The organism is Pseudoalteromonas sp. K222D (genome assembly GCF_017653575.1).
GTDB lineage: Bacteria > Pseudomonadota > Gammaproteobacteria > Enterobacterales > Alteromonadaceae > Pseudoalteromonas > Pseudoalteromonas nigrifaciens.
In genome coordinates this window covers 37604-61692 of sequence record NZ_JAGGDL010000021.1, presented here as the reverse complement: position 1 = coordinate 61692, position 24089 = coordinate 37604, and the positions used below count along the sequence as shown (strand labels likewise).

Below are 24089 nucleotides of genomic sequence, written 5' to 3'. Positions count from 1 at the left end.
CAAAGAGTAAACATTACCCCCGAAAACTGGCTAAAACTCACCACACAATTTAGTCGCGTATTTCATGGTGCAGTAGGTCGCCCAGCGTCGCACGAAGGATACTGCGAACACCTAAACAGAAAGCGGCGCGCAAACGTTAGTAATTGCGAAAAGCTACTGGCTTAAAGCGTTACTTCAAAAACTCTCCGTAATTCCCTCTCACTGTGAAAGCACAGTATTTTGCATGCCTAAAAATGAATAAAAAGCAGTTAAATACAGCGTTATTTGAATAAGCAGAGGTGTTTTAAAAATTAAGGATGCTTTTAAGCCTAGCAATGTTTGTTTAGATAAACACCAAAGGGATTAATTATTAGGGTGGGTGTCATTTTAATTTTTTAACATTTTAGTTTTTCAGACGTTCAGGTTTAATTATGTTCTAAATCAAACCTAAACGCGTACTCTTTTACGTATTGAAGTTAGTTTTTTCTTGGACTTTCTCATCAACAACTCAATAATTTTTGCGTTATTTTCGATTGGGGATTTTGGAATATTGCTTCGGTGGGGCCGTATTCAACAATTTCGCCTCGTTCTAGTACTACCAGTTGGTCGCTAATATGGCGGACTAAACTAAGGTGATGGGTTATTAATATATAGGTTAATCCGGTTTCTAGTTGTAGCTTTAGTAATAAATTAACTATTTGTGCGCGTACAGAGGGGTCTAGAGATGAAAGTGCTTCATCGAGCACAACAACCTTAGGATCTAATATAAGTGCGCGAGCAAGCGCTACACGCTGTAATTGCCCTATGCTGAACATGTGCGGATAATATTGTTGATGATCTACTAATAACCCCACTTTTAACATGGTGCTGTCTATTTTTTCGGCGCGTTGTTGTTTGTCAAAATCGGTATTAAATTGCAGGCAATCATCGAGCATGTCGGCAATAGTCAGTGCCGGGTTTAGCGAGGTTGCAGAGTCTTGAAAAATCATTCTGATATGGCGACATTGTGGATCGCGAATGCCGTTATTTTCGATTATGTTGTTTTCGAGTAAAATTTGCCCGCTATCAGCGCTATCGGCTCCGGCAAGTAATTTTGCTAGGGTGCTTTTTCCAGCACCCGTTTCACCAATTATGGCTATGGTTTCGCCTTTGCCAACACTAAACGAAATATTTTTAAGTACTGCAAATTTTTTACGGCTAAATAATCCAGCCCGTAAATTAAAGCTTTTTGATAATGCTTGTACTTTTAGTAAGGGTTGCACTATTTCATCTCCTTGATCAGCGGAAAATGACACGCATAACTATGCCCTTGGTGTTTAGTTAGCTTTGGCGCAATAACACATTCTCTTTGTGCTTGCGGGCAACGCGGCCCTAACCGACAACCAATTGGTAAATGTTGCAGCGTAGGAATGGTGCCTTTAAGCGCGTAAAAAGGCTCTTTATGCGCCAAACCATGTTCGTAATCGGGTAGGCTTTTTAGTAGTGCTTGCGTATAAGGGTGGCGTGGCTGGCTAAAAATACGATGTGTTGGGCCTGCTTCAACCATTTGTCCACAATATAAAACATGAATAGTATGCGACCAGTTAACAATTTCTTCTAGCTCATGAGAAATCATTAAAATAGACATGTTTTTTAACTGATTTAAGCTTTTTAACAATCTAAATACTTGTGCACGGGTGGTGCTTTCAAGTGCGGTGGTGGGCTCATCTGCAATTAATAATTTTGGCGTACGCGCAATTGCCATAGCAATCATCACTTTTTGGCACACCCCTTCTGAAAGCTCGTGGGGGTAGCTGCTAAGTATTTCTTCGTGGTTTTTAATACCGACTTTATGAATAAGTGCTTTTACTCTGTCTTTGCGCTCGCGATTACGCTTTAAGAAAAACCCTTTACTTGCTACCTCAGGTAAGGTTTCGGCTATTTGATCAAATATTTTAGCGGTAGGGTCAAGGCAGCGACTCGGATCTTGATAAATCATGGCTATGTCTTGGCTCACTACTTTACGGCGTTGCTCTGGGGTTAAACGCATTAAGTCTACCCCGCGCCAATGCACTCTATCAGCTGTTATTACCCAGCGTTCATTAAGCACTCCTACAATTGCTTTGGCGATTAAGCTTTTACCAGAACCAGATTCACCCACTAAAGCATGTACTTCGCCTTCTTTTAAACTAAAGCTCACTCTGTCTACGGCTCTAATAACGGTTTCAGAGGTGTGTAATTCAATGGTTAAGTTTCGAACATCAAGTAATTGCATTTAATCAGCCTTACGCGCTTGTAAAACTTGGCGAAGTCCATCGCCTACTAAGTTTGTTGACAGTACCGCTAAAAACAACAGTACGCCTGGTAGGGCTACAGTCCAGGGGGCTAAATATATAAGCCCGAGGTTTTCGGCTAAAATTGCACCCCATTCGGTTGTAGGTGGTTGCGCGCCTAATTTTAAAAAACCTAAAGCGGCTATATCTAAAATAGCAGTAGAGAGCGCCATGGTAAAAATAACCACTATATATTCATATATATTAGGGTAAATCCCTCGCGACAATATATGCCAATTAGAGGCGCCATCGAGCCGATAAGCGGTGATGTAATCTTTACTCAGCTCATCTACAATTAAGTTGCGAATAGAGTGAATAAATTGCGGCAGTAGTGCCAAAATAATTGCCCATACGGTATTCATTAAACCTGGGCCTAATATCGCTATAATAATAATTGCCAGCAACAACGACGGAATAGAAAGCGTTATATCCAGTAAGTGATTTAAAAAACTGGAGCGAAGCCCGCGACTAATACCAGCAAAAGTGCCTACGAGTAAGCCAATGACAGTGGTTAAAAACGCTGCAATAATTGATAAGCCAAATGTATACGTTGCGCCGTTCATTAATCTAGAGAGCACATCGCGGCCTAAATCGTCGGTGCCTAAAAGAAAACGTACGTCACCCATTTCGCGCCACGAGGGCGGAATAAGTAAGGCATCACTATGTTGCTGATTAACCCCATAAGGGGCTAAAAAAGGTGCACTGGCGGCCAGTAAAGCAAAAGCAATAAACACCCATAAACCAACGAGTGCAGGGTGGTTGGTTTTAAATTTTCGCCACAGCCGTGCTAGGGGCGATTTATTCGACTCTTCAGAAAATAAGTTAAACTTTGCCATGAGCTTGGTTCCGTGAGAGTGGGTCGAATAGAGTATAAATTAGCTCTGCGATTATGGTGGCAAAAATAATAAATAAAGAAACCGCCATTAAGCCACCTTGTATAGCGGGGTAATCACGCTGATAAATACTATCAATTAACCAGCGGCCAATCCCAGGCCACGAAAAAATAATTTCAGTGATCATTGCCAGCGTAATAAGCGTGCTAAATTGTAAACCAATTTGCTTAATTACCGGTAACAATGCATTACGCAGTGCATGGTGTATTATAAGTTGCCTGCGATTAAGGCCTTTTGCGCGCGCTGTTTTAATAAAGTTTTGATCCATTACTTTAAGCATAGATTCGCGAGTAAAGCGTATCAATACCGTAGTGGGGTACATAGCCAATACTATGGTAGGCAAGGTAAGGTGGTGTAAGGCGTCAATAAAAGCCATGCCCTGGTACGGAAAGCTTGCCAAGCTAATATCAATTAAAATAAAACCTGTAGTGGGTGGTATTTCATAGAGTAAGCTCATTCTTCCTGACATTGGAAACCAACCCAGTTGCAATGAAAATAGCATAATGAGTAATAATGCTAACCAAAAAATAGGCATGGAATAGCCTATCATAGTGGTAGAGGAAATAAGCTTATCGGGCCATTGTTTATAATAAGCAGAGGCTAATATGCCTGTAGGAACACCAATAACAACCGAAACAAACAGCGCGTATATACTAAGCTCGAGTGTGGCAGGAATTAAGTCGAGTATTTGCGAAAACACGCTATCTCCAGAGGCAAACGACAGTCCCCAATCACCTTGCAATATACGCCCTAAAAAAGCGATATATTGCATAAAATAATTACTATTATATAAATACTTATCTTCTAACTGGGTGTGTTGCGCAAAGTTATTACTGGGAATACCGCTTAAATTACTTAATGCATCGCCAGGAAATAAAAAGCTCAGTAAAAAAGTAAAAACGCTAAGCATTAATACCATAAAAACAAATAAACCAATGCGGCGTAAAATATAATCTAAGCGCATTATTTTTTCCTCGCATTAGCAAGCGAAATAGCACCAAATGGGCCGAGCGTTATGCCCTCTACATCAGCACTGCTTGCCTGAAAACGCATGCCGTGGGCTATTGGTATTAAAGGTAGCTCATTAATAATCATGCTTTGTGCAGCGTCATAATATTGTTTACGCAGTGCTATATCGGTTGTACTAAGCGCTTGGTTAAGTAAAGAGTCAAATTGTGGGTTACACCAATTTGCGGCATTTTTACCACTAAAGGTGGCCGTGCAACTTAGCAAAGGGCTAAAAAAGTTATCAGGGTCGGGCGTATCGGCAGCCCAGCCAAGTAGTACGCTGTCGTGTCGGTGCTCGCCAACACGCTGAATAAAGGTATTCCATTCGTATTCTATAATACTCACTTTAACCCCTATTTTACGTAAATCACTTTGCATTAGCTCGGCCATTTTACGGGCATTAGGGTTATAAATACGACTCACTGGCATGGCCCAAATGTTCATGTTAAAGCCATTAGGTAAGCCAGCTTCAATAAGTAATTTTTTGGCTAAAGCAGGGTCAAAATTTGGAATGTTAGCTTGTGGTTCAAACGCCCACGAGGTGGGTGGTAAAATTGATTGAGCGCGAATACCATTGCCGTAATACACAGCCTGCATTATTTTATCTACGTCAATTGCATGAGCGAGTGCTTGTCGTACTCGTATATCGTCAAAAGGGGGGCGCTCAGTATTAAATGCCCAGTAGCCAATATTTAAGTTAGTTTCTTTTTCTACATTAATGTCGTCGCGCTGGGCTAAAATACTCAATTGCGCGCTACTTGGATGAGCGGTGACATCACATTCTTTGGTGAGCATTTTAGCTATACGCGTGGTGCCGTTAGGGGTAATGTCGTAAACCAATTGATCCAGTACCACGTCGTGTTTCCAATAAACTGGGTTTTTATAAAAGCGCACTAAATGGTCGCGCCTATACTCTTTATAAATATACGGGCCTGTGCCTACTGGGTAGTGATCAAACAAATTGGTTTGTTCGCTGGCTTTTAGTTGCATGGCATATTCTTGTGATAATACAACCGCAAAATCGGTGGCCATATTGGCTAAAAAGCTACTTTCGGCATTAAACAATTCAAACCGTACTTGATAGTCAGACACACGTACAATTTTACGAATAAGCTGATCAATTCCTACACTCTGAAAGTAAGGATAATTAGCATCGCCAACAAAGTGATACGGATTATAAACATCAAATAAGCGGCTAAAAGTAAAAATAACATCGTCAGCGTTAAAGTCACGGCTAGGCGTAAAATAAGCTGTGGTATGAAATTTTACGTCTTTACGTAAGGTAAAAGTAATCGATTTACCGTCTTTACTCGTTTTCCAATCGGTGGCTAATTCACTTTGAAATTCAGCTGTAACAGGGTCAATACTAATTAGGCGGTCGTATAATTGATTGGCAATAATATCTATAGTTGAGCCTGTTGTAGTTACCTGCGGATTAAACGACACAGGGTTTGCTTCAGCGCAATAAACTAAGCCTTGGTTTTTTTCTTTTAAGATTTCTTCTTTACTATCTATACACCCTATAAGGCTGGTTGATAGCAAAGCAAGTAATAATTTATGCACCTGCGTAACCTCTAACTATTATTGAACTATAACTAAGTAAACTGAAACTCACCCCTTGGTGTCGCTTGGGTATAGCAAGTTATATTTTTTCAGATAGCCACGTAATTGATGATACGTCAAACCCAGTACTTCTGCAGTTTTCTTTTGATTAAATTGGCTATGCTTTAAAGCTTTGTTAATCATTAAAATTTCAAAGTCGTTAGAGAGTTTTTTTAAGCTACATGGAAACTCAGTATTAATAGGCGCTGCACTTGGTAGTGCTTGAGCAACCGGCGCTGCGGCAACCGCTGGCTCAGGAGTATTAATGTTATTATTAACAAAAGCAGTGGGCTTTACTCGTGGTTTTGGCCTAAAACGGCTTTCAAATGGGTCTAAAATAATCTGATGAACGGGGATCTGTTCACTCCCATGGCGATACAAACTGCGCTCAACCACATTTTTTAGCTCTCGAATATTACCAGGCCAATCATAACTAAGCAGTGTTTCTGTGGCACTACGGGTAAAACCGCTAAACAATTGCCACTCTAAATCGCGCGCCATATTCATTGCAAACTGCTCTGCAAGCAGCATTATATCGCCTTGGCGTTCACGCAGTGGGGGAAGGGTTATTACATCAAAAGCCAGGCGGTCGAGCAAATCGCTTCTAAACTCACCTTGCTGTGCTAAATAAGGTAAATCTTCGTTAGTAGCGCACACTAAACGCGTATCTACTTTTATTGTTTGTTTACCGCCTACACGCTCAAATTCACCGTACTCTATTACGCGTAGCAATTTTTCTTGTACCATTTCGGAGGTGTTTGCTAGCTCATCTAAAAATAAAGTACCGCTGTTTGCACGTTCAAAGCGGCCTTCGTGGCGTTTGCTAGCGCCAGTAAAAGCACCACTTTCATGGCCAAATAGTTCACTTTCGAGCAGGTTTTCGTTAAGCGCCGCACAGTTGAGTTTTACATAGCTTTGATCCCAACGTTTAGATAAAAAGTGTAAACGCGCTGCAATTAACTCTTTACCTGTGCCACGCTCACCAATAATAAGCACTGGTTTATCTAGGTTAGCTAACTGCGATACCTGATCAAGTACCGATAAAAAGCTATCAGATTGGCCGAGTAAGTTATCTTGTTGGCGATATTGGCTCATATTTCCTAACTCTTAGTCATTTTTACTAACAGTTAGTGTATTTCATAATGGGAGATAACTAAAGTAATTTGTAATTTGAGTTTAACTCTATGAATAAATTATGTATTTTAACTTTTATAAAGTTGGCAAGCATATTGATACAGTTATAGCAGACAAACTAAGTTTAAATTATAGAGGTAAATGTTATGGGAATTTTTTCACGTTTTGCAGACATTGTTAATTCTAATATCAATGCCATTTTAGATAAAGCAGAAGACCCAGAAAAAATGGTTCGTCTGATTATTCAAGAAATGGAAGACACCTTGGTAGAGGTTCGCTCTACGTCAGCTAAAACACTCGCTGAGCGAAAAGAATTAGTACGTCGCGTTGATACACTTAAAGCGCAAATGAATGATTGGCAAGACAAAGCTGAACTAGCGCTAAGCAAAGATCGTGACGATTTAGCACGTGCCGCTTTACTCGAAAAGCAAAAGTCAGCCGAAGCTGTAGCCTCAGTCGAGGGTGAACTTGAGCATGTAGGCTCACACATCGAAAAGTTACAACAAGAAGTAACCACGCTACAAGAAAAGCTAGCAGATGCTAAAGCTCGTCAAAAAGCGATTATATTACGTCAGCGTTCGGCTGAGTCGCGCCTTGAAGTTAAAAAAGCACTTGATAGCTCAAAGGTAGAAGATGCACTTAATCGTTTTGAGCGTTACGAAACTAAAATAGATGGACTAGAGTCTCAAATAGAGTCGTACGATTTAGGCAAAAAAACCTTAGCAGATGAAATTGCCGAACTGCAAAAAAACGAAAAGGTAGACGATGAGTTAGCTGAGCTTAAAAAGAAGCTAGCAGATAAGTAACGTATAGCTAACGCATACCAATAATAATATAAGGGGCCCATGTGCCCCTACTTAAAACACTAATACGGATAGTCAGGAGAGGGTTATGTTTGATCCAGAAATACTCGTAGCACCATTTATTTTATTTATGATTTTTGTAGCGCCATTGTGGTTAATATTGCACTACCGTAGCAAAAAACAAGTAAGCCAAGGGTTAAGTGAACACGAGCATCGCCAGTTATTAGAGCTTGCTCAAAAAGCCGAAAAAATGGCAGACCGAGTCGAAACACTCGAAGCATTACTTGATCAAGAGTCGCCACAGTGGAGGCGTAAAGTATGAGTACCAAACGTGAATTATTAAGAGATCCGCAGCGCGGAAAAATAGCCGGCGTATGCGCTGGGCTAAGCGATTATTTTAATATGGAATTATGGTTAGTTCGTATTATATTTGTTAGTGCGGTATTACTAACTGGCGGCCCTTTATTTGTGGTAGCGTATATTGCAGCCTGGTTTATTTTAGATAAAAAAGAACCCACTAGCGCCTATAAAACAAATTCAACTAACTATGGCGATCCGCTAGAAGTGAAATTTAAAGTATGGCAAAAAGGCGAGCCACCGCGCCGCGCATTGCAAGACTTAAAAGAGCGTTTAACACGCGTAGATACGCGCCTACAAAATATAGAACGCTATGTTACTTCTACTGAATTTACGGTGAGCCGTGAAATTAACAAACTTTAAAGGATTTAATAGCACGGCAACTACACATTAAACAGTAAGTGAAGTGCTAAGTGCTAAACCATTATGAGTCGTACTTCATTTGCAAAAAAGACCTTTACCAGTATTAAAGGCAAAGCACAAAAAGCATTGCATCGCAGCTTAGATCAGCATGTAAAACTGGCTGTAACAGGTTTGAGTGGCAGCGGCAAAACAGCGTTTATTACCGCATTAGTTAAACACTTAACAAGCCAAGCGAGTGATAAAAACCTGCCTTTTTTTGATGTAATGCGCGAGCGCCGTCACATTGCCACTAAAGTAGTGCCTCAAGAGGCACTTAAAGTGCCCACATTTAATTATACTCGAGCATTAAATGCGTTACTCCCCAGTGACGGCGAGCCAACATGGCCGCCTTCAACCGAGCGCATAAATACGCTGCGTTTAGCTATTAAGTATCAAAGTAACGCTGGGCTGCGTGGCCATTTTTCACCGCAATCAACACTTTATTTAGATATTATTGACTACCCCGGCGAGTGGTTGCTTGATTTACCTATGCTGGAGCAAAGTTATGCACAGTGGTGCGAGCTGCAATATCCGCTATTAACGCAGCATTTGCGGGTGCATACCTCAAGTGAGTTTTTAACAGCCGTTGAGCAACTCGACCTAAATGCGCCGGTAGATGAAAGCGCACTTGCGCATATTGCACAGCTTTATCAAAGCATGTTGGTAGGGCTTAAAAAAGACACTAAATTAGCTATGCTGCAACCTGGGCGCATGTTAATGCCAGGCGATTTACAAGGCGCGCCATTGCTATTGTTTTTTCCAGTATCGGGTGAGATAAATAGTAATAACCTAGTTGCAGGCTCTAACTTAGCGCATTTAATTAAACGCTTTAACGCCTACGTTAAAGAAGTTGTAAAGCCTTTTTATAATGAACACTTTCGCCATTTTGATCGCCAAATAGTGTTAGTGGATGTACTTAGTGCCTTAAACGAAGGGCATGCAACCTTGCAAGAGCAAAGTAGTGTTATTAATCAGTTATTGGCGCACTTTAGTTATGGTGAATCGGGCTTTTTTAAACGCTTATTTAAACCTAATATAGATAAAATATTATTTGCCGCTAATAAATCAGATCATATAACCGCTAAGCATCATAAAGATTTAGCACTATTACTTGACTCATTAGTGCACGAGCAAAGTAATCATTTAAAGTTTGATGGTGTGCAAATAGAAACCATGGCTATGTCGTCAATTACCGCAACACAGCCGCGCCAAGTAACCGACAAAGGCCAAACGCTAGACTGCATTTATGGCAAGCCACTTAACGAGCCTGATTGGCTAACCTACTTACCGCCACAGCCGCCTAATAGAATGCTTAATAAAAGTGAATGGCCAGCGCAAGGGTTTGAGTTTTTATCGTTTTCGCCAATGCCAAGCCCAGATAAGCAGTTAAAACATATTCGATTAGATCATGTGATGCAGTACCTGTTAGGAGACAAGTTAGCATGAGTGAATCAAACCAAGAGTTTCAAGTAGGACGTCGTATAAATACCCAGAGTATGGAGCAAAACGAACCTGAATTGGCGCCTGCAAAAATAATTGAACATGGACAAAGTGATTACCAAGAAGATAATGACGAAGCGCTAGAGCCAGAAATTGACCTAGCGCCAGTATATAAAAAGTCAAAATGGCAAACGCTCAAAGACATTTTTGTTGTTAGTTTTATAGTGCTGGTATTGCTAGAGTTTGCTTTTTCATTGGTACTGGCTTTTCAACAGTCGATTATTTTAGGCAGTATATATTTAACCGCTGTAGTGAGTGGGGTGTTGCTAATAGGGCGCTTATTATGGCGCGAATACCGAATGCTGCGCAGTTTAAAACGTAACCAGTTACATCGCCATGAAGCCGACAGGCTGTTAAATAGCGAGCAAGTAGGCGGCGCATTACCTTGGCTTGAAAAACTAAATAAACATCAGCAACTTGATAACTTTGAAATTTTTAAAAATCAAGTGGCAACGCATCACAGCGATAAAGAAATAATGACGCTGTACGCCAATAGTTTATTAATAACGCAAGATACCCAAGCTAAAAAGCTAATTAATCGCTTTGCAACCGAGTCGGCGTTACTAGTTGCGCTTAGCCCGCTGGCGCTGGTGGATATGATGGCTGTGCTGTGGCGTGGTACTAAGTTAATAGAGCAAATAGGAAAAATTTACGGGATTGGTTTTGGTTACGCAAGTCGCATAAAACTGTATCGCATGCTAATAAAGCAAGTAATGTTTGTGGGCAGTGCCGAGCTTATTTCTGATTTAGCTGCAACCGCGCTAAGCGCCGAGTTATTAGGTAAGCTTTCAGGGCGAGCAGCACAGGGCTTAAGTGCCGGTATATTTACCGCGCGCATTGGCTACAAAGCAATGGAACTAAGCCGCCCATTACCTCGGCTTGAAAATAAACGCAATTTATTAAAAAGTACGGTACAAAATATTGCTAGTAAAATTATTAGCCGTAAAAAGCCCGAGACAACGGAGTAAGCAGTATTAAGAAATACTTGGCAATATTTATGTACAGCTAAAAGTATAAATATTGCACAAGTAGCCATCTGAGCATCCGGGATGCTTGTGCTTTGAATGCCCATACGTTTTGATTGAAGGCTAATACCCAATAACAATCAAAATAAGAGAGTATTCAATGAGCAAGCATCATATAAACACCCAATGTATTCACGGCCCGCAAAAAGCAAACGACCCTCACGGCGCACTCACTTCTCCTTTGTATCAAACCTCAACTTTTCATTTTGAAAATGCAGCGCAAGGTGCAGCACGTTTTGCTGGCGATGAGCCGGGCTATATTTATACCCGCCTAGGCAACCCAACTACTACCGAGCTTGAACAAAAAGTAGCGCAATTAGAGGGCTGTGAAGCGGCTGCAGCAACGGCAACTGGTATGGGGGCGGTATCGGCCTCAGTACTTAGCTTTTTATCGCAAGGGGATCATTTAATTGCATCGAGTGCTTTATATGGGTGTACCTTTGCGTTTTTCTCGCACATGTTGCCGCGCTGGGGAATAGAAGTCACCTTTGTTGATATGACCAACGAGGATGAACTACGCGCTGCAATTAAACCCAATTCAAAAATGATATTTGTAGAAACGCCCATTAACCCCACTATGGCGGTTATCGATTTAGCATTAATTGGCGCCGTTGCAAAGCAGCACAACTTAATTAGCGTGGTCGACAACACCTTTTTAACGCCATTACTACAATCACCTAAGCAGTACGGTATCGATATTATAGTACACAGTGCTACCAAATATTTAAACGGCCATGGCGATGTGGTAGCGGGCATTGTATGTGGATCTATGGAGCATATAACGCTAATAAAAATGACGGTGCTTAAAGACATTGGCGCCACTATAAGCCCGCACGATGCTTGGCTTATTAATAGAGGTTTAAAAACCCTCGCCATAAGAATTGAGCGCCACTGTATCAGCGCACAAACAATTGCCGAATACTTAGAAGCGCACCCACAAGTAAGTAAAGTTTACTATCCTGGGCTTAAATCGCACCCTGGATATAAATTTATTGGCAAACAAATGAAAGCGGCAGGCGGTGTTATTGCTTTTGAGCTAAAAGGTAGTTTGCAGCAGGGGGCGCAATTTATTGATAGTATGCGGCTTTGTACAATTGCCGTAAGTTTAGGCGACGCTGAAACACTTATTCAACATCCAGCCTCTATGACCCATTCACCTTACACACCAGAGGAAAGACTCGCTGCAGGTATTAGCGATGGATTAATTAGGCTTTCGGTTGGACTTGAAGATGTTAACGATATTATTGCTGATCTTCATCAGGCATTTACTCAAATAAATTAGAGTGTATTTAATTGTGTACGATATTTTGCATCTTTAAAGCTTGTAATTGCTAGGTTGTTTTAAATTATTTACTTGCGTGTAATTTTAAGTGTACAAGATGGCTGATCGTGGCTAATACAGATGTAGCCCAAGCTATTAAACTTTTGTTCACTTTTGCATAGTATGGCTGCAATCGGTATCCAAGTTACTTGGGTATCATCCTGACACCGGTTTCGGGTTAATCCCAAAGAAGGTACTAATGGCTAAAGCAAGTAAATACACCTCCAAAACACCAGATGAAAATGGCGTTATACATTGGAGCGATGAAGAAAATAAAATTTGGTCTGAGCTCGTAGCGCGCCAACTTGCGTGCATTGAAGGCAAAGCCTGTAACGAATATATGGAAGGTTTAAAAAAAATAAACCTGCCACACGATCGTATTCCGCAACTTAGTGAGCTAAACGAAGTACTGCTAGCCACTACCGGTTGGCAAGTAGCGCCAGTGCCGGCACTTATCGACTTTGATGAGTTTTTTCGGTTACTGGCCAATAAGCAATTTCCGGTAGCGACTTTTATTCGTAGCCGGGATGAGTTTGATTACCTACAAGAACCCGATGTGTTTCATGAAATATTTGGTCACTGCGCTATGCTTACTAACCCTGATTTTGCAGAGTTTACGCATAAATACGGAAAACTTGGCTACGCGGCAGAGAAAAAAGATCGTGTATACCTAGCGCGCATGTACTGGTTTACCGTTGAATTTGGTTTAATGCAAACCGATAATGGTTTGCGTATATACGGCGGTGGTATTTTATCAAGCCCAGGAGAAACCCAGTACGTATACTCAAGCACGCCAGAAGTTACGCCAATGAGTGTATTAGATGTGCTGCGTACCCCGTACCGAATTGATATTATGCAACCGCAGTACTACACCATAAATTCGATTCATGATCTGTTTGATATATCGCAAATGGATATAATGGCTTTGGTTGAACAAGCAAAAGAACTTGGCTTGCACGACCCAAAATTTTCACCAAAAGAAAAATTAGCTAGTTAACTTTAATATAAAAAGTAACGCTAAAGATAAGGATTTAAAATGTCTTCATTAAGTGCACAAAAATGCGAAGCCTGTCATGCCGATGCGCCAAAAGTATCAGACGAAGAGCTAGCGCAATTAATTACCAAAATCCCTGATTGGGTACCTGAAGTACGCGATGGCATTATGCAGCTTGAGCGTGTTTACAAATTTAAAAACTTTAAACAAGCTATTGCGTTTACTAACAAAGTAGGCGATATGGCTGAAGACGAAGGCCACCACCCAGGTTTATTAACCGAGTGGGGCAAAGTAACAGTTACTTGGTGGAGCCATTCAATTAAGGGACTACACAAAAACGATTTTATTTGCGCTGCTAAAACAGATGACGTATTTAACGCGCTGTAATACCAAACTAATTGAGCAAACCAACAAAGGCACTTATTTTTAAGTGCCTTTTTGCTTTTTAGGGAAAATAAAAGACCAAACACAGGGAGCTTAGGCTAGCAGGTGGATGTGGGTAGTGAGCAAATTAGGGTTGTTTTTAAGGCATAGAGCAAACGATAAACCTGGTTAGTGATAAAGCCAGCTTGGCTACGATCGCTTTGGATTATTTAGCCCTTAACTATGTGATGCAGATAAGGGCTAAATTGGGTTAGCGCAAATTATTTGTCGGTGTTTAGCATTTCATCATGCTCAGTCATATCCCAAGGAAGCTCGCCTGGGCTGTTATCTAAAAAGTGCAAATAGTTTTCAAATTGGTCGAGAATATCTTTCACAATATCATCTTCGCTATAGCCAAAAATATCATATGACAAACCACCACGGCGTAAGTATACCTCTGCACGACAATACGTTTCAGTGTTATCTGTTTCAGGTTTTAGCTCAGAGTGAACAAAACTAGGCATTGCATGCTCTGTTAACCTTATGTCGTATACAAAGTCCATATGTTCATGGCGTAAAACAGTTAAGTGCGCGCGACATAAGTCGGCATCAAATACTACTTCAGCATGCCATTGTCGAGATTTTAATTCGGCTTGCACTTCTTTCATCGCTTTAGTCACTACTTGGTCAATAAAGTTATGTACTTTGCTTTTGTTTGGGTAGTCGATCATGGCTGCTAAACGGCGTTTCCAATGCGATAAATTTAAGTTTCTGCCGTTTAAAGTATGTGCTTGTAAACTGGTATCGCGATGCCCTTCAATTACAAGTGCACGCCATAGGCCAACAGTGGCAATTAGCATAATAATAGCAAAGGGTAATGCACTGGCTATTGTCATAGTTTGCAGTGCGCTGAGCCCGCCTGCTAGTAATAAAGCTGCAGCAACCGCACCTTCAAGAACCGCCCAAAATACCCGCTGCCATGCAGGAGTGTTTGCATTACCACCTGAAGCTAATGAATCAATAACGAGTGAGCCAGAGTCAGACGAGGTAACAAAGAAGGTGATAATTAAGAATACCGTTAATAGCGAAATAAAGAATGACCAAGGTAATACTTCAAATAATTGAAATAGTGCTACGGCATGGTTCGCTTGCACATCAGTAATTAAAGTGTCTAAGCCTTCATTCATGATTAAATTGAGAGCCGTATCACCAAATATCGAAAACCATAAAAATGTGAATATGGTGGGCACTAACATTACCCCAACAACAAATTGCCTGATGGTGCGACCACGGCTAATTTTTGCGATAAACATACCCACAAAAGGTGCCCAGGCAATTGTCCAGCCAAATATAAATAAGGTCCAGTTACCTATCCAGTCGCTGCGACTATAAGCTTGCAAGTTAAAGGTACGCTCAACAATACCGCTTAAGTAACTGCCAGTATTTTGTAAAAAAGATTCTAAAATATGAATGCTAGGACCAATAAAAAATACAAACATCATTAAAGATATTGCCAAGGTCATATTCAAAATAGATAAGCGCTTAACGCCTTTATCCATACCCGCTACCACAGAGAGGGTTGCTGCTGCGGTTATAATGGCAATGGCTGATATTTGCACTGTGGTATTTATAGGAATGCTTGGCCATAAATAATGTAGGCCCGCATTTATTTGCGTTACCGATAACCCCAAGGTCGTGGCTATACCAAATAGAGTACCTAAAATAGCAAATATATCGACCGCGTGACCAATTGGGCCATAAATTCTATCGCCAATTAAAGGATATAACGCTGAGCGAATTGATAGGGGCAAACCATGACGAAAAGCAAAGTAGGCAAGTACTAAACCTACAATTCCGTATATTGCCCATATATGAAATCCCCAATGGAAAAATGCAATTTGCATTGCTTGTTTAGCAGCGTTAACTGTTTCTGCCGCACCCGAAGGTGGAGATGCATAATGCAATACAGGCTCAGCAACACCAAAGTAGAGCAGTGCAACACCGTAGCCTGCAGAAAATAACATAGCAAACCACTCTGCAAAGCTATATTGCGGCTCTGAGTGATCGGGCCCTAGTTTTATGTTTCCCCAACTAGAGGCGGCAACAGAGACTATAAATACTAAAAATATAGCGACAGATAACATATAAAACCAGCCAAAGGTTTCTGTTATCCAAGTAAGGGCGATACTGAATGCTTTACCAGCAAGTTCAGGGTTACTGCTCGTACCTATCACTAAAAGGAGAATGATGAATACGGCAGGCAAAAATACGGGGAGTAAAATAGTTGAGCGTAAAGCTTTTGTTGTCATATTAGTCCTTAATATTTATTGCTAACTTTAATGTATGCTTAACTACCTTATTATATTCTGGGTGTGCTTGGCTAATTTAATTACTTTTAGCTACTTCAAGTAAAGTAAACTGGTCTAAGCATTATTTATTCAAAGTACCTTTTTGCTTTTTTATTACATATTTAATAGCATGGTTAAAACAATTAAAAAAACAGCCTTAATGACCCTATCTCGTTATCACCTTGCAGCGCTAATTATTACAGTGACCTTTATAGACTCGATGTTTATTCCGCCTGTATTTGGCATACAGTGGCACAGCCAAAAATTTACCTATGAGTTGTCTACTTACCTAGTTTGGATAAAGCAGATATTGGTAAGTATTGCTACTTATGTGTTGATAAAAAGCATCAGTAAAACAAGCAAACATACTGTTCAAGCAAAATTAGTTAGCTTGCTATTGTTTATAATGGCAGGGTTGCAAATTGTAGCACTTGGGCTTACATGTATTTGGTATGCCATTGTTGGCAGTCAAGCGCAATTTTATCAGCAGCAGGAAAATATAGTAGCGTATACCAGCGATGTAGGTGCATTTGGCAGTGCGTATCATCACTTTGGTTATCAGTGTGTGGGTGAATATGGTTTTTATACATACATGCCAATAGCCACTATCGATTGGTTACGGGACATGTCATTTTATGAGAAAAACAATCAGCTAATTATTAGTTATTATGATTTTAAAACGAAAAATCAGCAGGTAAAACAAATAGACTTACATGGCTTGAGTTGTAATGGGTGATTGTAATACACAATGCCGGCTAAATAAAAAGCGCTAAACCCACAAGGGCTTAGCGCTTTTAAATATACAATTAAAGTTCAGCTAAAACACTTAACTTTAAAGTGTCGTTGGGTTTCGCTGCGCTCTACCCAACCTACTTAACTATTCATCATCAATTGAGCGAAGCAGGGCGTTGATGCCTACTTTTTCGCGTGTTTGCTGATCTACTTTTTTCACTATAATTGCAGCGTACAGGCTGTGGCTACCGTCTTTTGATGGTAGTGCGCCAGGGACTACTACTGCGCCTGCTGGTACGCGGCCGTAGTGAATTTCACCGGTTTCACGGTCATAAATACGGGTACTTTGGCTGATGTAAACGCCCATTGAAATTACCGCGCCTTCTTCAACAATTACACCTTCTACTATTTCAGAGCGTGCGCCAATAAAACAGTTGTCTTCGATGATGGTTGGGTTGGCTTGTAATGGCTCTAAAACACCGCCTATGCCTACGCCACCCGATAAGTGTACGTTCTTACCAATTTGTGCACACGAGCCTACAGTAGCCCATGTATCAACCATGGTGCCGTCGTCAACGTATGCGCCAATGTTTACATACGATGGCATAAGTACCACGTTTTTACCTACAAAGCTGCCTTTACGCGCAACAGCATTAGGCACTACGCGCATGCCGCCTTGTTTAAATTGCTCCGGCGTGTAGTCGCTAAATTTAAGTGGTACTTTGTCGTAAAACTGATTTACGCCATCGTCCATTGCTTGGTTTTCGCGAATACGGAACGACAGTAAAACCGCTTTTTTAAGCCATTGATGTACTACCCATTCACCCGATATTTTTTCAGCAACGCGTGCTGCGCCACTGTCTAGCAGGTCAAGCGCGTCAATAATGGCTTGCTTTACTTCAACAGATACTGTGCTTGGGCTAATGCTATCGCGGTTATCCCAGGCGTTTTCGATCATCGTTTTTAAATCTGACATAGTGTCCTCTTATTCGGTTTCTGCGTTGAGTTTTTTACGCAATGCTTGATGAATTTTGGCTTGTTCTTCGTCTGTAAGTGCTTGGTACTCGTTATTAGAGACCACGAAGAAATCTTCTGCGCGCTGCCCCACTGTGGTGATACGCGCAGCGTGTATGTGTAATAAGTGTGCTTGAAAAACTTCGGCTATTTTAGTCAATAAACCGGGTATATCAATTGCTTGGATTTCAATTAGGCTGCGATCTTTACGCGGATGCGGGCGCAGCACAATTTTAGGTTTTATATTAAAGTCTTTAAAGCGTTGCGAGCGATTCTTTTTGAAGCGAATTTTTTTACGCGGCTCAAACAAGGCTTGCTCTAGGGCGCGTTTAATTGAATGTGCTCTGCCACTGGCAATTGGCTCGCCATTTACTTCTAAAATAACAAAGTTAAATAGTACGTAGCCATCTTTGGTGGTAAGTACTTGCGCGTGCTGTATTTGCGCCTTTTTAGAACCAATAACACTCACTAAGCGGGCAAATAAAGGCCCAGAGTAAGGGCTGTATACAAATACTTGGGTGCCACCGTGCATCGCTTTATTTGATACGATAACACTCGGTTGACTTAAATCTTCGCTATTAACTAAATGCTGGCTGTGCCATGAAATTTGCTGTTCGCTAAAAGCGGTAAAGTAATTGGCTTTAAAGCGGCTCCAAATTAAATCAATTTGGTCTTCCATGTAGCCTAAGTTGAGTAATCGCTGTTTAGCTTGATGCTTTTTGTCGCGAATTTGGTCGCGTTGATCCATTGGATTTTCAAGCCCTAAACGCAGTGCGTGTTGCGTATGTAAGTAAAGCTCACGCAGCAGGGTGTTTTTCCAATCGTTCCATAAATTGTCGTTGGTGGCACGTATATCGGCAACGGTTAAGCAATATAAATAATCAAGTTGGCGCTCTGTTTTTACTCGTGTGGCAAAGTCTTTAATAACTCCAGGGTCGTTTATATCTTTACGTTGTGCGGTAACCGACATAAGTAAATGATTACTAACCAGCCATGCGATTAGTTTACCATCGGCGACAGAAAAGGCATGTAACTTTGCAAAGGCTAGTGCGTCAACAGCGCCCAGCTCTGAGTGGTCGCCACCACGGCCTTTGGCTATGTCATGAAATATACCCGCTAAATAAAGTAGCTCAGGTTTATCCATACGAGTGACTATTTCACTACAAATAGGAAATTCGCTGACACCGGTTTTATCAAAGTACTGATAAATATTATTTATTAATCTGTGGGTGTGCTCATCTACTGTGTAGGCATGAAATAAGTCAAATTGCATTTGCCCAAATATGTTTCGCCACTGCGGTAAATAAGCAGCCAGCATGCCGTGTTTATGCATTAAGGTAAACGCACGGCCCATACCATTGGGGTGCTTTATAAGACGTAAAAAAGCTTCGCGACAGGCAGCGTAATCTTGTAAGTCGCCCAGTAAACGGCGGCGCACTTGGCGAATAGTGCGAATAGTGCTGGGATAAATGTGCGTTATTTCTGGGTTGTCGGCAATATGCTCAAATAACATAAAAAGCTGATCGCGCCTAAAAAATACCGATGGGCTTTTTACTTTAATTTGATTGCCAATACGCTCAAAATTGCGATCAAGCTCTTGAATAATAGGTTGATGGTGTTTTGGCGAAATACTTTGTTCAAAGTACGCTAGCAGCATCAGGTTTAGTTCGCGTACGCGGCTCATTATTCTAAACAAACGCTTCATCATGCGCTCAACTGACGATTTACCATCGCTACCAAACCCCAGAATTTCGGCGGCTTGCGGTTGGTGATCAAACAGTAAGCGGTTTTCTGAACGCCCAGCAGCCAAATGCAGCGCAAAACGAATATTCCATAAGTTTTCTAGGCACTCTGAAAGCTCTTGAAACTCTTCGTGAGTAAGGTAGCCATGGCTAATAAGCTCTTGTAGGGTTTCTGCTCTAAAGTGTTTTTTAGCAACCCAAATAATGGTTTGCAGATCGCGCAGGCCACCGGGGTTTTCTTTTATGTTAGGTTCGAGATTATACGCTGTGCCGTGGCATTTTCGGTGGCGTAAATGTTGCTCTTGTACTTTGGCTAAAAAAAACTCATTTGAGCGCCACACTGGCGTGTCAATTATGTGGTTTTTTAGCTTTTCAAATTCTATATGATTACCAAAGATAAGCCGGCTTTCTAATAAGCTGGTGGCAAAGGTAACGTCTTCACGCTTTTGCTCTATGGCTTGCGCTATAGTGCGAACACTGTGCCCAATCTCTAAATTGAGATCCCAAAGCATGGTAACAAACTGACCTATTTTTTCGCTGATTTCAGCGTTTGGTTGTTGTGTTACTAGTAGCAAAAAGTCGATGTCGGAATAGGGGTGTAATTCACCTCGTCCATAACCACCTACGGCTATAAGTGCTAAGTCGGGTTCGTGCGCTAAATCATAAACATGAAACAGTTTGATCAGCAAACGATCTATGAATTCAGCCCTGGCATTAATTAAATTACCAACCGGTTGTTTAGAAAACTCATTAAAAAGCCATTTATAAAAATAGCTAGAACAATCGCGATAATCACTAAGTTGCTCTGCGTCGCTAAGCAACTTTTTTACTTTGTTGGGTAATGCCACCGGGGCTGATTCCTTATTTATACGAGTTCATTTTGATAAATAGCTATCAAGTTGAACGGGTATTTTAATGCTCAATGATCCTGTCGATTGTATCATCTGATCGTAGCGTTAAAATTTCAACACCATTTTCAGTTACTAACAAAGTATGTTCCCACTGGGCTGACAAGCTACGGTCACGTGTAACCACAGTCCAATCATCTTTAAGTAGTTTACATTGGCGTTTGCCCGCATTGACCATAGGCTCAATAGTTAAACACATGCCGGCTTTTAATACTTCGCCAGTACCTGCTTTGCCATAGTGCATTACTTGTGGCTCTTCGTGAAACCCTGCGCCAATACCATGGCCACAGTATTCACGAACAATTGAGTAGTTGAAGCTTTCAGCATATTTTTGAATTGCTTCGCCAATATCGCCTAAACGCACACCTGGTTTTACCATTTTAATGGCAAGGTAGAGGCTTTCTTGTGTTACTTCTGCAAGGCGTTTACCTTGAATGTTAGGGGTACCAACATGGAACATTTTAGAAGTGTCGCCGTGGTAGCCATCTTTAATTATGGTAACGTCAATATTAATACTGTCGCCATCTTTTAATGGCTTTTCGTTTGGAATACCATGGCAAATAACATGGTTTACAGAGGTACAAACTGATTTTGGAAAACCATGATAATTTAATGGAGCAGGGATTGCTTGTTGCACATTAACAATATAATCATGACAAATTGTATTTAGCTCATCGGTGGTCACGCCCGGCACTACATATGGGCCGATCATTTCAAGTACATCTGCCGCTAAGCGCCCAGCTACGCGCATTTTCTCTATTTCTTCAGGGGTCTTAATAATAGCGCTCATTGAAGCTCCAAAGTTGAGTTTTTAACATTTATCGTCGCACAATTTTTGCACGCGATGTTGAGTATTTAATTTTAATATGGTATAAAGCGCGCCGTCTTTTTACAAATAAATTCTTTAATGATTTTTTGTATTTAAGGCAAACACAATTTTATTTTAACACACACACGTATCGTCACATACACTTGGGTGCATTAGAAGTTTAAATACTTCGGTGTTGGTGCTATGGGATATGTGGAGGCCTAACCCTAAACAACTATAGAGGATCTATAAAATGGCAAACGTTTCAATGCGCGATATGCTTCAAGCTGGTGTTCACTTTGGTCACCAAGCACGTTACTGGAACCCTAAGATGAAGCCTTTCATCTTCGGCACACGTAACCGTGTACATATCATCAACCTTGAGCAAACTGTACCAATGTTCAACACTGCACTTAAGTTTTTATCTGGTGCTGCTGCAAACAAAGGTAAAGTTCTTTTCGTTGGTACTAAGCGTGCAGCAAGCGAAGCAGTGAAAGAATCTGCAATCGCAAGCGACCAGTACTATGTAAACCACCGTTGGTTAGGTGGCATGTTGACTAACTGGAAAACAGTTCGTCAATCAATCAAGCGTCTTAAAGACCTTGAAATACAAAGCCAAGACGGTACTTTCGAGAAGTTAACTAAGAAAGAAACGTTAATGCTTAACCGCGAAATGGAAAAGCTTGAGAAGAGCCTTGGCGGAATCAAGAACATGGGCGGTCTTCCAGACGCGCTTTTCGTTATTGATGCTGACCACGAGCACATTGCTATCCGTGAAGCTAACAACCTAGGTATTCCGGTTGTTGCAATTGTTGATACTAACTCGAACCCAGATGGCGTTGATTTCATCGTACCTGGTAACGATGATGCTATCCGTGCGGTAAGTCTTTACACTAACGCTGTTGCAACTGCGATCACTGAAGGCCGTGAGAACACACTTGTTGCTCAAGCTGAAAAAGACGATTTCGTAGAAGCTGAGTAATTAGCTGTCTTCAAGTCTTCATCTTTTAAAGGTGAAGACTTGCTATTCTTGTAGAGCGGGTAACCCGCTTATCTAAACCTGATTCAGATTTGAGGAATTACTAATGGCTGTAACTACTGCCCTAGTTAAAGAATTACGCGAGCGTACTGGCGCTGGCATGATGGATTGTAAAAAAGCGTTAACTGAAACTGATGGCGACATCGAGTTAGCGATTGAAAACATGCGTAAAAGTGGCGCGGCTAAAGCAGCTAAAAAAGCAGGCAATATCGCTGCTGAAGGCGCTATCATTATCAAGAAAAATGGTAATGTTGCAGTGCTAGTTGAAGTTAACTGTCAAACAGACTTCGTAGCTAAAGACGTAAGCTTTTTAGCGTTTGCTGATAAAGTAGCAGAAGCTGCAATTGCAGACACTGTGACTATCGAAGACTTACAAGCTAAGTTTGAAGAAGCACGCGTTGAGCTAGTAACTAAAATTGGTGAAAACATTAACGTACGTCGTCTACAGTACATCACGGGTGAAAACCTAGTTGAGTACCGTCATGGTGATCGTATTGGTGTTGTTGTTGCTGGTGTTGCTGATGAAGAAACACTTAAGCACGTTGCAATGCACGTTGCTGCATCAAGCCCTGAGTACTTAACTCCTTCAGACGTTCCTGCTGATGTTGTAGCTAAAGAACAACAAGTACAAATCGAAATCGCGATGAATGAAGGCAAATCTGCTGAAATCGCTGAGAAGATGGTTGTTGGCCGCATGAAAAAATTCACTGGTGAGGTTTCTCTTACTGGTCAAGCTTTCATCATGGAACCTAAGAAAACTGTTGGCGAAATTCTTAAAGAGAAAAACGCAACAGTTACTAGCTTCGTACGTGTAGAAGTTGGTGAAGGTATCGAAAGAAAAGAAGAAGATTTTGCTGCTGAAGTTGCTGCACAAATCGCTGCTGCTAAAGCTAAATAAGATTAACTATTTGTGTAGGGAGTAAAAAAGACATGCAATTAATGTGTTATTTGCTTTTGCTTCACAGCTAGAAATTCTTTAAAATAACCGCGCTTTTATGTTTAACATAAGCGCGGTTATTTTTTATCCATTTTTTATAAAAGTTGGCCCCAATACTATGACTATCAATCGTAAACCTATTTTTAGACGCGTTCTTCTCAAATTAAGCGGTGAAGCTTTAATGGGAGATGAAGGCTTTGGCATCGACCCTAAAGTGTTAGACCGCATGGCTCAAGAAATTAAAGAGCTCGTAGAGCTCGACGTAGAAGTGGGTTTAGTTATTGGCGGTGGAAATTTTTTACGCGGTGGCTCGTTAGCAGAAGCAGGCATGAATCGTGTTGTTGGCGATCACATGGGTATGCTTGCAACCGTAATGAATGGTTTGGCAATGCGTGATGCGCTGCATCGTGCATTTGTAAACTGTCGTTTAATGTCGGCTATTCCACTTCATGGTATGTGTGATGCGTACAATTGGGCTGAAGCAATTAGTTTATTAAAAACGGGCCGCGTAGTTATTTTTGCAGCCGGTACGGGTAACCCATTTTTCACTACCGACTCAGCAGCCTGTTTACGTGGTATCGAAATTGAAGCCGATACGGTAATTAAAGCGACTAAAGTAGATGGCGTTTACAGCGATGACCCAGTTAAAAATCCAGATGCGACACTTTATCGTCATTTAAGTTACAATGAGATAATTGAGAAAGAATTGAAAGTAATGGATTTAGCGGCATTTACATTAGCACGCGATCATAATATGCCATTGAGCGTATTTAATATGAATAAATCAGGCGCATTAAAACGTGTTATTATGGGTGAAGAAGAGGGAACCCTTATTTCTTCACAAGCCTCAGATGAAGTAATTAAATAG

The 24089-nt window shown here is 41.0% G+C and carries 22 protein-coding genes and 1 pseudogene; 13 read left to right on the top strand and 10 right to left on the bottom strand.

What is annotated here, in order from left to right:
• Positions 1-165 (top strand): annotated as a pseudogene (locus tag J5X91_RS18115) (transposase); the annotation flags it as partial.
• Positions 166-479: 314 nt separating this feature from the next.
• Here J5X91_RS18115 and J5X91_RS11700 read toward each other — a convergent pair.
• The 6 genes from J5X91_RS11700 to pspF are packed head-to-tail and all read right to left on the bottom strand — an operon-like array spanning position 480 to position 6889.
• On the bottom strand, positions 480-1241 hold the full coding sequence (locus J5X91_RS11700; RefSeq protein WP_011328713.1) for an ABC transporter ATP-binding protein: 762 nt from the start codon (positions 1239-1241) through the stop codon (positions 480-482).
• Positions 1241-2233, bottom strand: coding sequence for an oligopeptide/dipeptide ABC transporter ATP-binding protein (locus J5X91_RS11695; RefSeq protein ID WP_011328712.1), 993 nt, complete (start codon positions 2231-2233; stop codon positions 1241-1243). Before J5X91_RS11695 ends, J5X91_RS11700 begins: the two co-directional genes overlap by 1 nt.
• Positions 2234-3127: an ABC transporter permease subunit gene (locus J5X91_RS11690; protein ID WP_011328711.1), complete on the bottom strand. Its 894-nt coding sequence runs from the start codon at positions 3125-3127 to the stop codon at positions 2234-2236.
• Positions 3114-4148, bottom strand: a complete 1035-nt coding sequence (locus J5X91_RS11685; RefSeq protein WP_011328710.1) for an ABC transporter permease — start codon at positions 4146-4148, stop codon at positions 3114-3116. Before J5X91_RS11685 ends, J5X91_RS11690 begins: the two co-directional genes overlap by 14 nt.
• Complete coding sequence (locus J5X91_RS11680) at positions 4148-5755, bottom strand: ABC transporter substrate-binding protein (protein WP_011328709.1); 1608 nt, start codon at positions 5753-5755, stop codon at positions 4148-4150. The genes J5X91_RS11685 and J5X91_RS11680 overlap by 1 nt, the downstream gene beginning before the upstream one ends.
• A gap of 48 nt (positions 5756-5803) precedes the next feature.
• Positions 5804-6889: a phage shock protein operon transcriptional activator gene (gene pspF, locus J5X91_RS11675; protein ID WP_208834908.1), complete on the bottom strand. Its 1086-nt coding sequence runs from the start codon at positions 6887-6889 to the stop codon at positions 5804-5806.
• 185 nt (positions 6890-7074) lie between these two features.
• On the opposite strand from pspF, the gene pspA reads away from it, so the two are divergent.
• The 8 genes from pspA (at position 7075) to J5X91_RS11635 (ending at position 13717) form a co-directional block, all read left to right on the top strand.
• On the top strand, positions 7075-7734 hold the full coding sequence (pspA, locus tag J5X91_RS11670) for a phage shock protein PspA (RefSeq protein WP_041454499.1): 660 nt from the start codon (positions 7075-7077) through the stop codon (positions 7732-7734).
• An 85-nt stretch (positions 7735-7819) separates the two neighbouring features.
• Entirely contained in the window at positions 7820-8053 is a 234-nt protein-coding gene (gene pspB, locus J5X91_RS11665; protein WP_011328706.1) for an envelope stress response membrane protein PspB, read from the top strand.
• On the top strand, positions 8050-8451 hold the full coding sequence (gene pspC / locus J5X91_RS11660; RefSeq protein WP_011328705.1) for an envelope stress response membrane protein PspC: 402 nt from the start codon (positions 8050-8052) through the stop codon (positions 8449-8451). The genes pspB and pspC overlap by 4 nt, the downstream gene beginning before the upstream one ends.
• 63 nt (positions 8452-8514) lie before the next feature.
• Positions 8515-9936 carry a YcjX family protein gene (locus J5X91_RS11655; protein ID WP_086997937.1) on the top strand — a complete coding sequence of 474 codons (1422 nt, stop codon included), beginning with the start codon at positions 8515-8517 and terminating at the stop codon, positions 9934-9936.
• Complete coding sequence (locus J5X91_RS11650; protein ID WP_208834907.1) at positions 9933-10958, top strand: YcjF family protein; 1026 nt, start codon at positions 9933-9935, stop codon at positions 10956-10958. Before J5X91_RS11655 ends, J5X91_RS11650 begins: the two co-directional genes overlap by 4 nt.
• Before the next feature lie 157 nt (positions 10959-11115).
• Positions 11116-12297 (top strand): methionine gamma-lyase, encoded by a 1182-nt coding sequence (gene megL, locus J5X91_RS11645; protein WP_011328702.1) that lies wholly within the window; start codon positions 11116-11118, stop codon positions 12295-12297.
• A 238-nt stretch (positions 12298-12535) separates the two neighbouring features.
• Entirely contained in the window at positions 12536-13333 is a 798-nt protein-coding gene (gene phhA, locus J5X91_RS11640; protein WP_208834906.1) for a phenylalanine 4-monooxygenase, read from the top strand.
• 39 nt (positions 13334-13372) lie between these two features.
• Positions 13373-13717 (top strand): 4a-hydroxytetrahydrobiopterin dehydratase, encoded by a 345-nt coding sequence (locus J5X91_RS11635; protein ID WP_011328700.1) that lies wholly within the window; start codon positions 13373-13375, stop codon positions 13715-13717.
• Positions 13718-13974: 257 nt separating this feature from the next.
• Here the strand turns inward: J5X91_RS11635 and J5X91_RS11630 are convergent, their stop codons facing one another.
• The gene (locus J5X91_RS11630) at positions 13975-16002 is read right to left on the bottom strand and encodes a BCCT family transporter (RefSeq protein ID WP_086997940.1); all 2028 of its coding nucleotides are present in this window, start codon (positions 16000-16002) and stop codon (positions 13975-13977) included.
• Positions 16003-16201: 199 nt separating this feature from the next.
• Here J5X91_RS11630 and J5X91_RS11625 point away from each other — a divergent pair, with 199 nt between their 5' ends.
• The gene (locus J5X91_RS11625) at positions 16202-16777 is read left to right on the top strand and encodes a hypothetical protein (RefSeq protein WP_208834905.1); all 576 of its coding nucleotides are present in this window, start codon (positions 16202-16204) and stop codon (positions 16775-16777) included.
• 141 nt (positions 16778-16918) lie between these two features.
• Here J5X91_RS11625 and dapD read toward each other — a convergent pair whose 3' ends face one another.
• The 3 genes from dapD to map form a co-directional block, all read right to left on the bottom strand.
• Positions 16919-17749, bottom strand: coding sequence for a 2,3,4,5-tetrahydropyridine-2,6-dicarboxylate N-succinyltransferase (gene dapD, locus J5X91_RS11620; RefSeq protein ID WP_011328697.1), 831 nt, complete (start codon positions 17747-17749; stop codon positions 16919-16921).
• Between the two features lie 9 nt (positions 17750-17758).
• Positions 17759-20377, bottom strand: coding sequence for a [protein-PII] uridylyltransferase (gene glnD / locus J5X91_RS11615; protein ID WP_208834904.1), 2619 nt, complete (start codon positions 20375-20377; stop codon positions 17759-17761).
• A 64-nt stretch (positions 20378-20441) separates the two neighbouring features.
• Positions 20442-21227: a type I methionyl aminopeptidase gene (gene map, locus J5X91_RS11610; RefSeq protein WP_058373790.1), complete on the bottom strand. Its 786-nt coding sequence runs from the start codon at positions 21225-21227 to the stop codon at positions 20442-20444.
• A 271-nt stretch (positions 21228-21498) separates the two neighbouring features.
• Between map and rpsB the strand changes: the two genes are divergently transcribed.
• From rpsB to pyrH, 3 genes are all read left to right on the top strand, one after another.
• Positions 21499-22227 (top strand): 30S ribosomal protein S2, encoded by a 729-nt coding sequence (gene rpsB, locus J5X91_RS11605; RefSeq protein WP_011328694.1) that lies wholly within the window; start codon positions 21499-21501, stop codon positions 22225-22227.
• Between the two features lie 103 nt (positions 22228-22330).
• A complete protein-coding gene (gene tsf, locus J5X91_RS11600) occupies positions 22331-23182 on the top strand; it encodes a translation elongation factor Ts (RefSeq protein ID WP_011328693.1) in 852 nt (283 codons plus the stop codon).
• Positions 23183-23339: 157 nt separating this feature from the next.
• Positions 23340-24089 (top strand): UMP kinase, encoded by a 750-nt coding sequence (gene pyrH, locus J5X91_RS11595; protein ID WP_011328692.1) that lies wholly within the window; start codon positions 23340-23342, stop codon positions 24087-24089.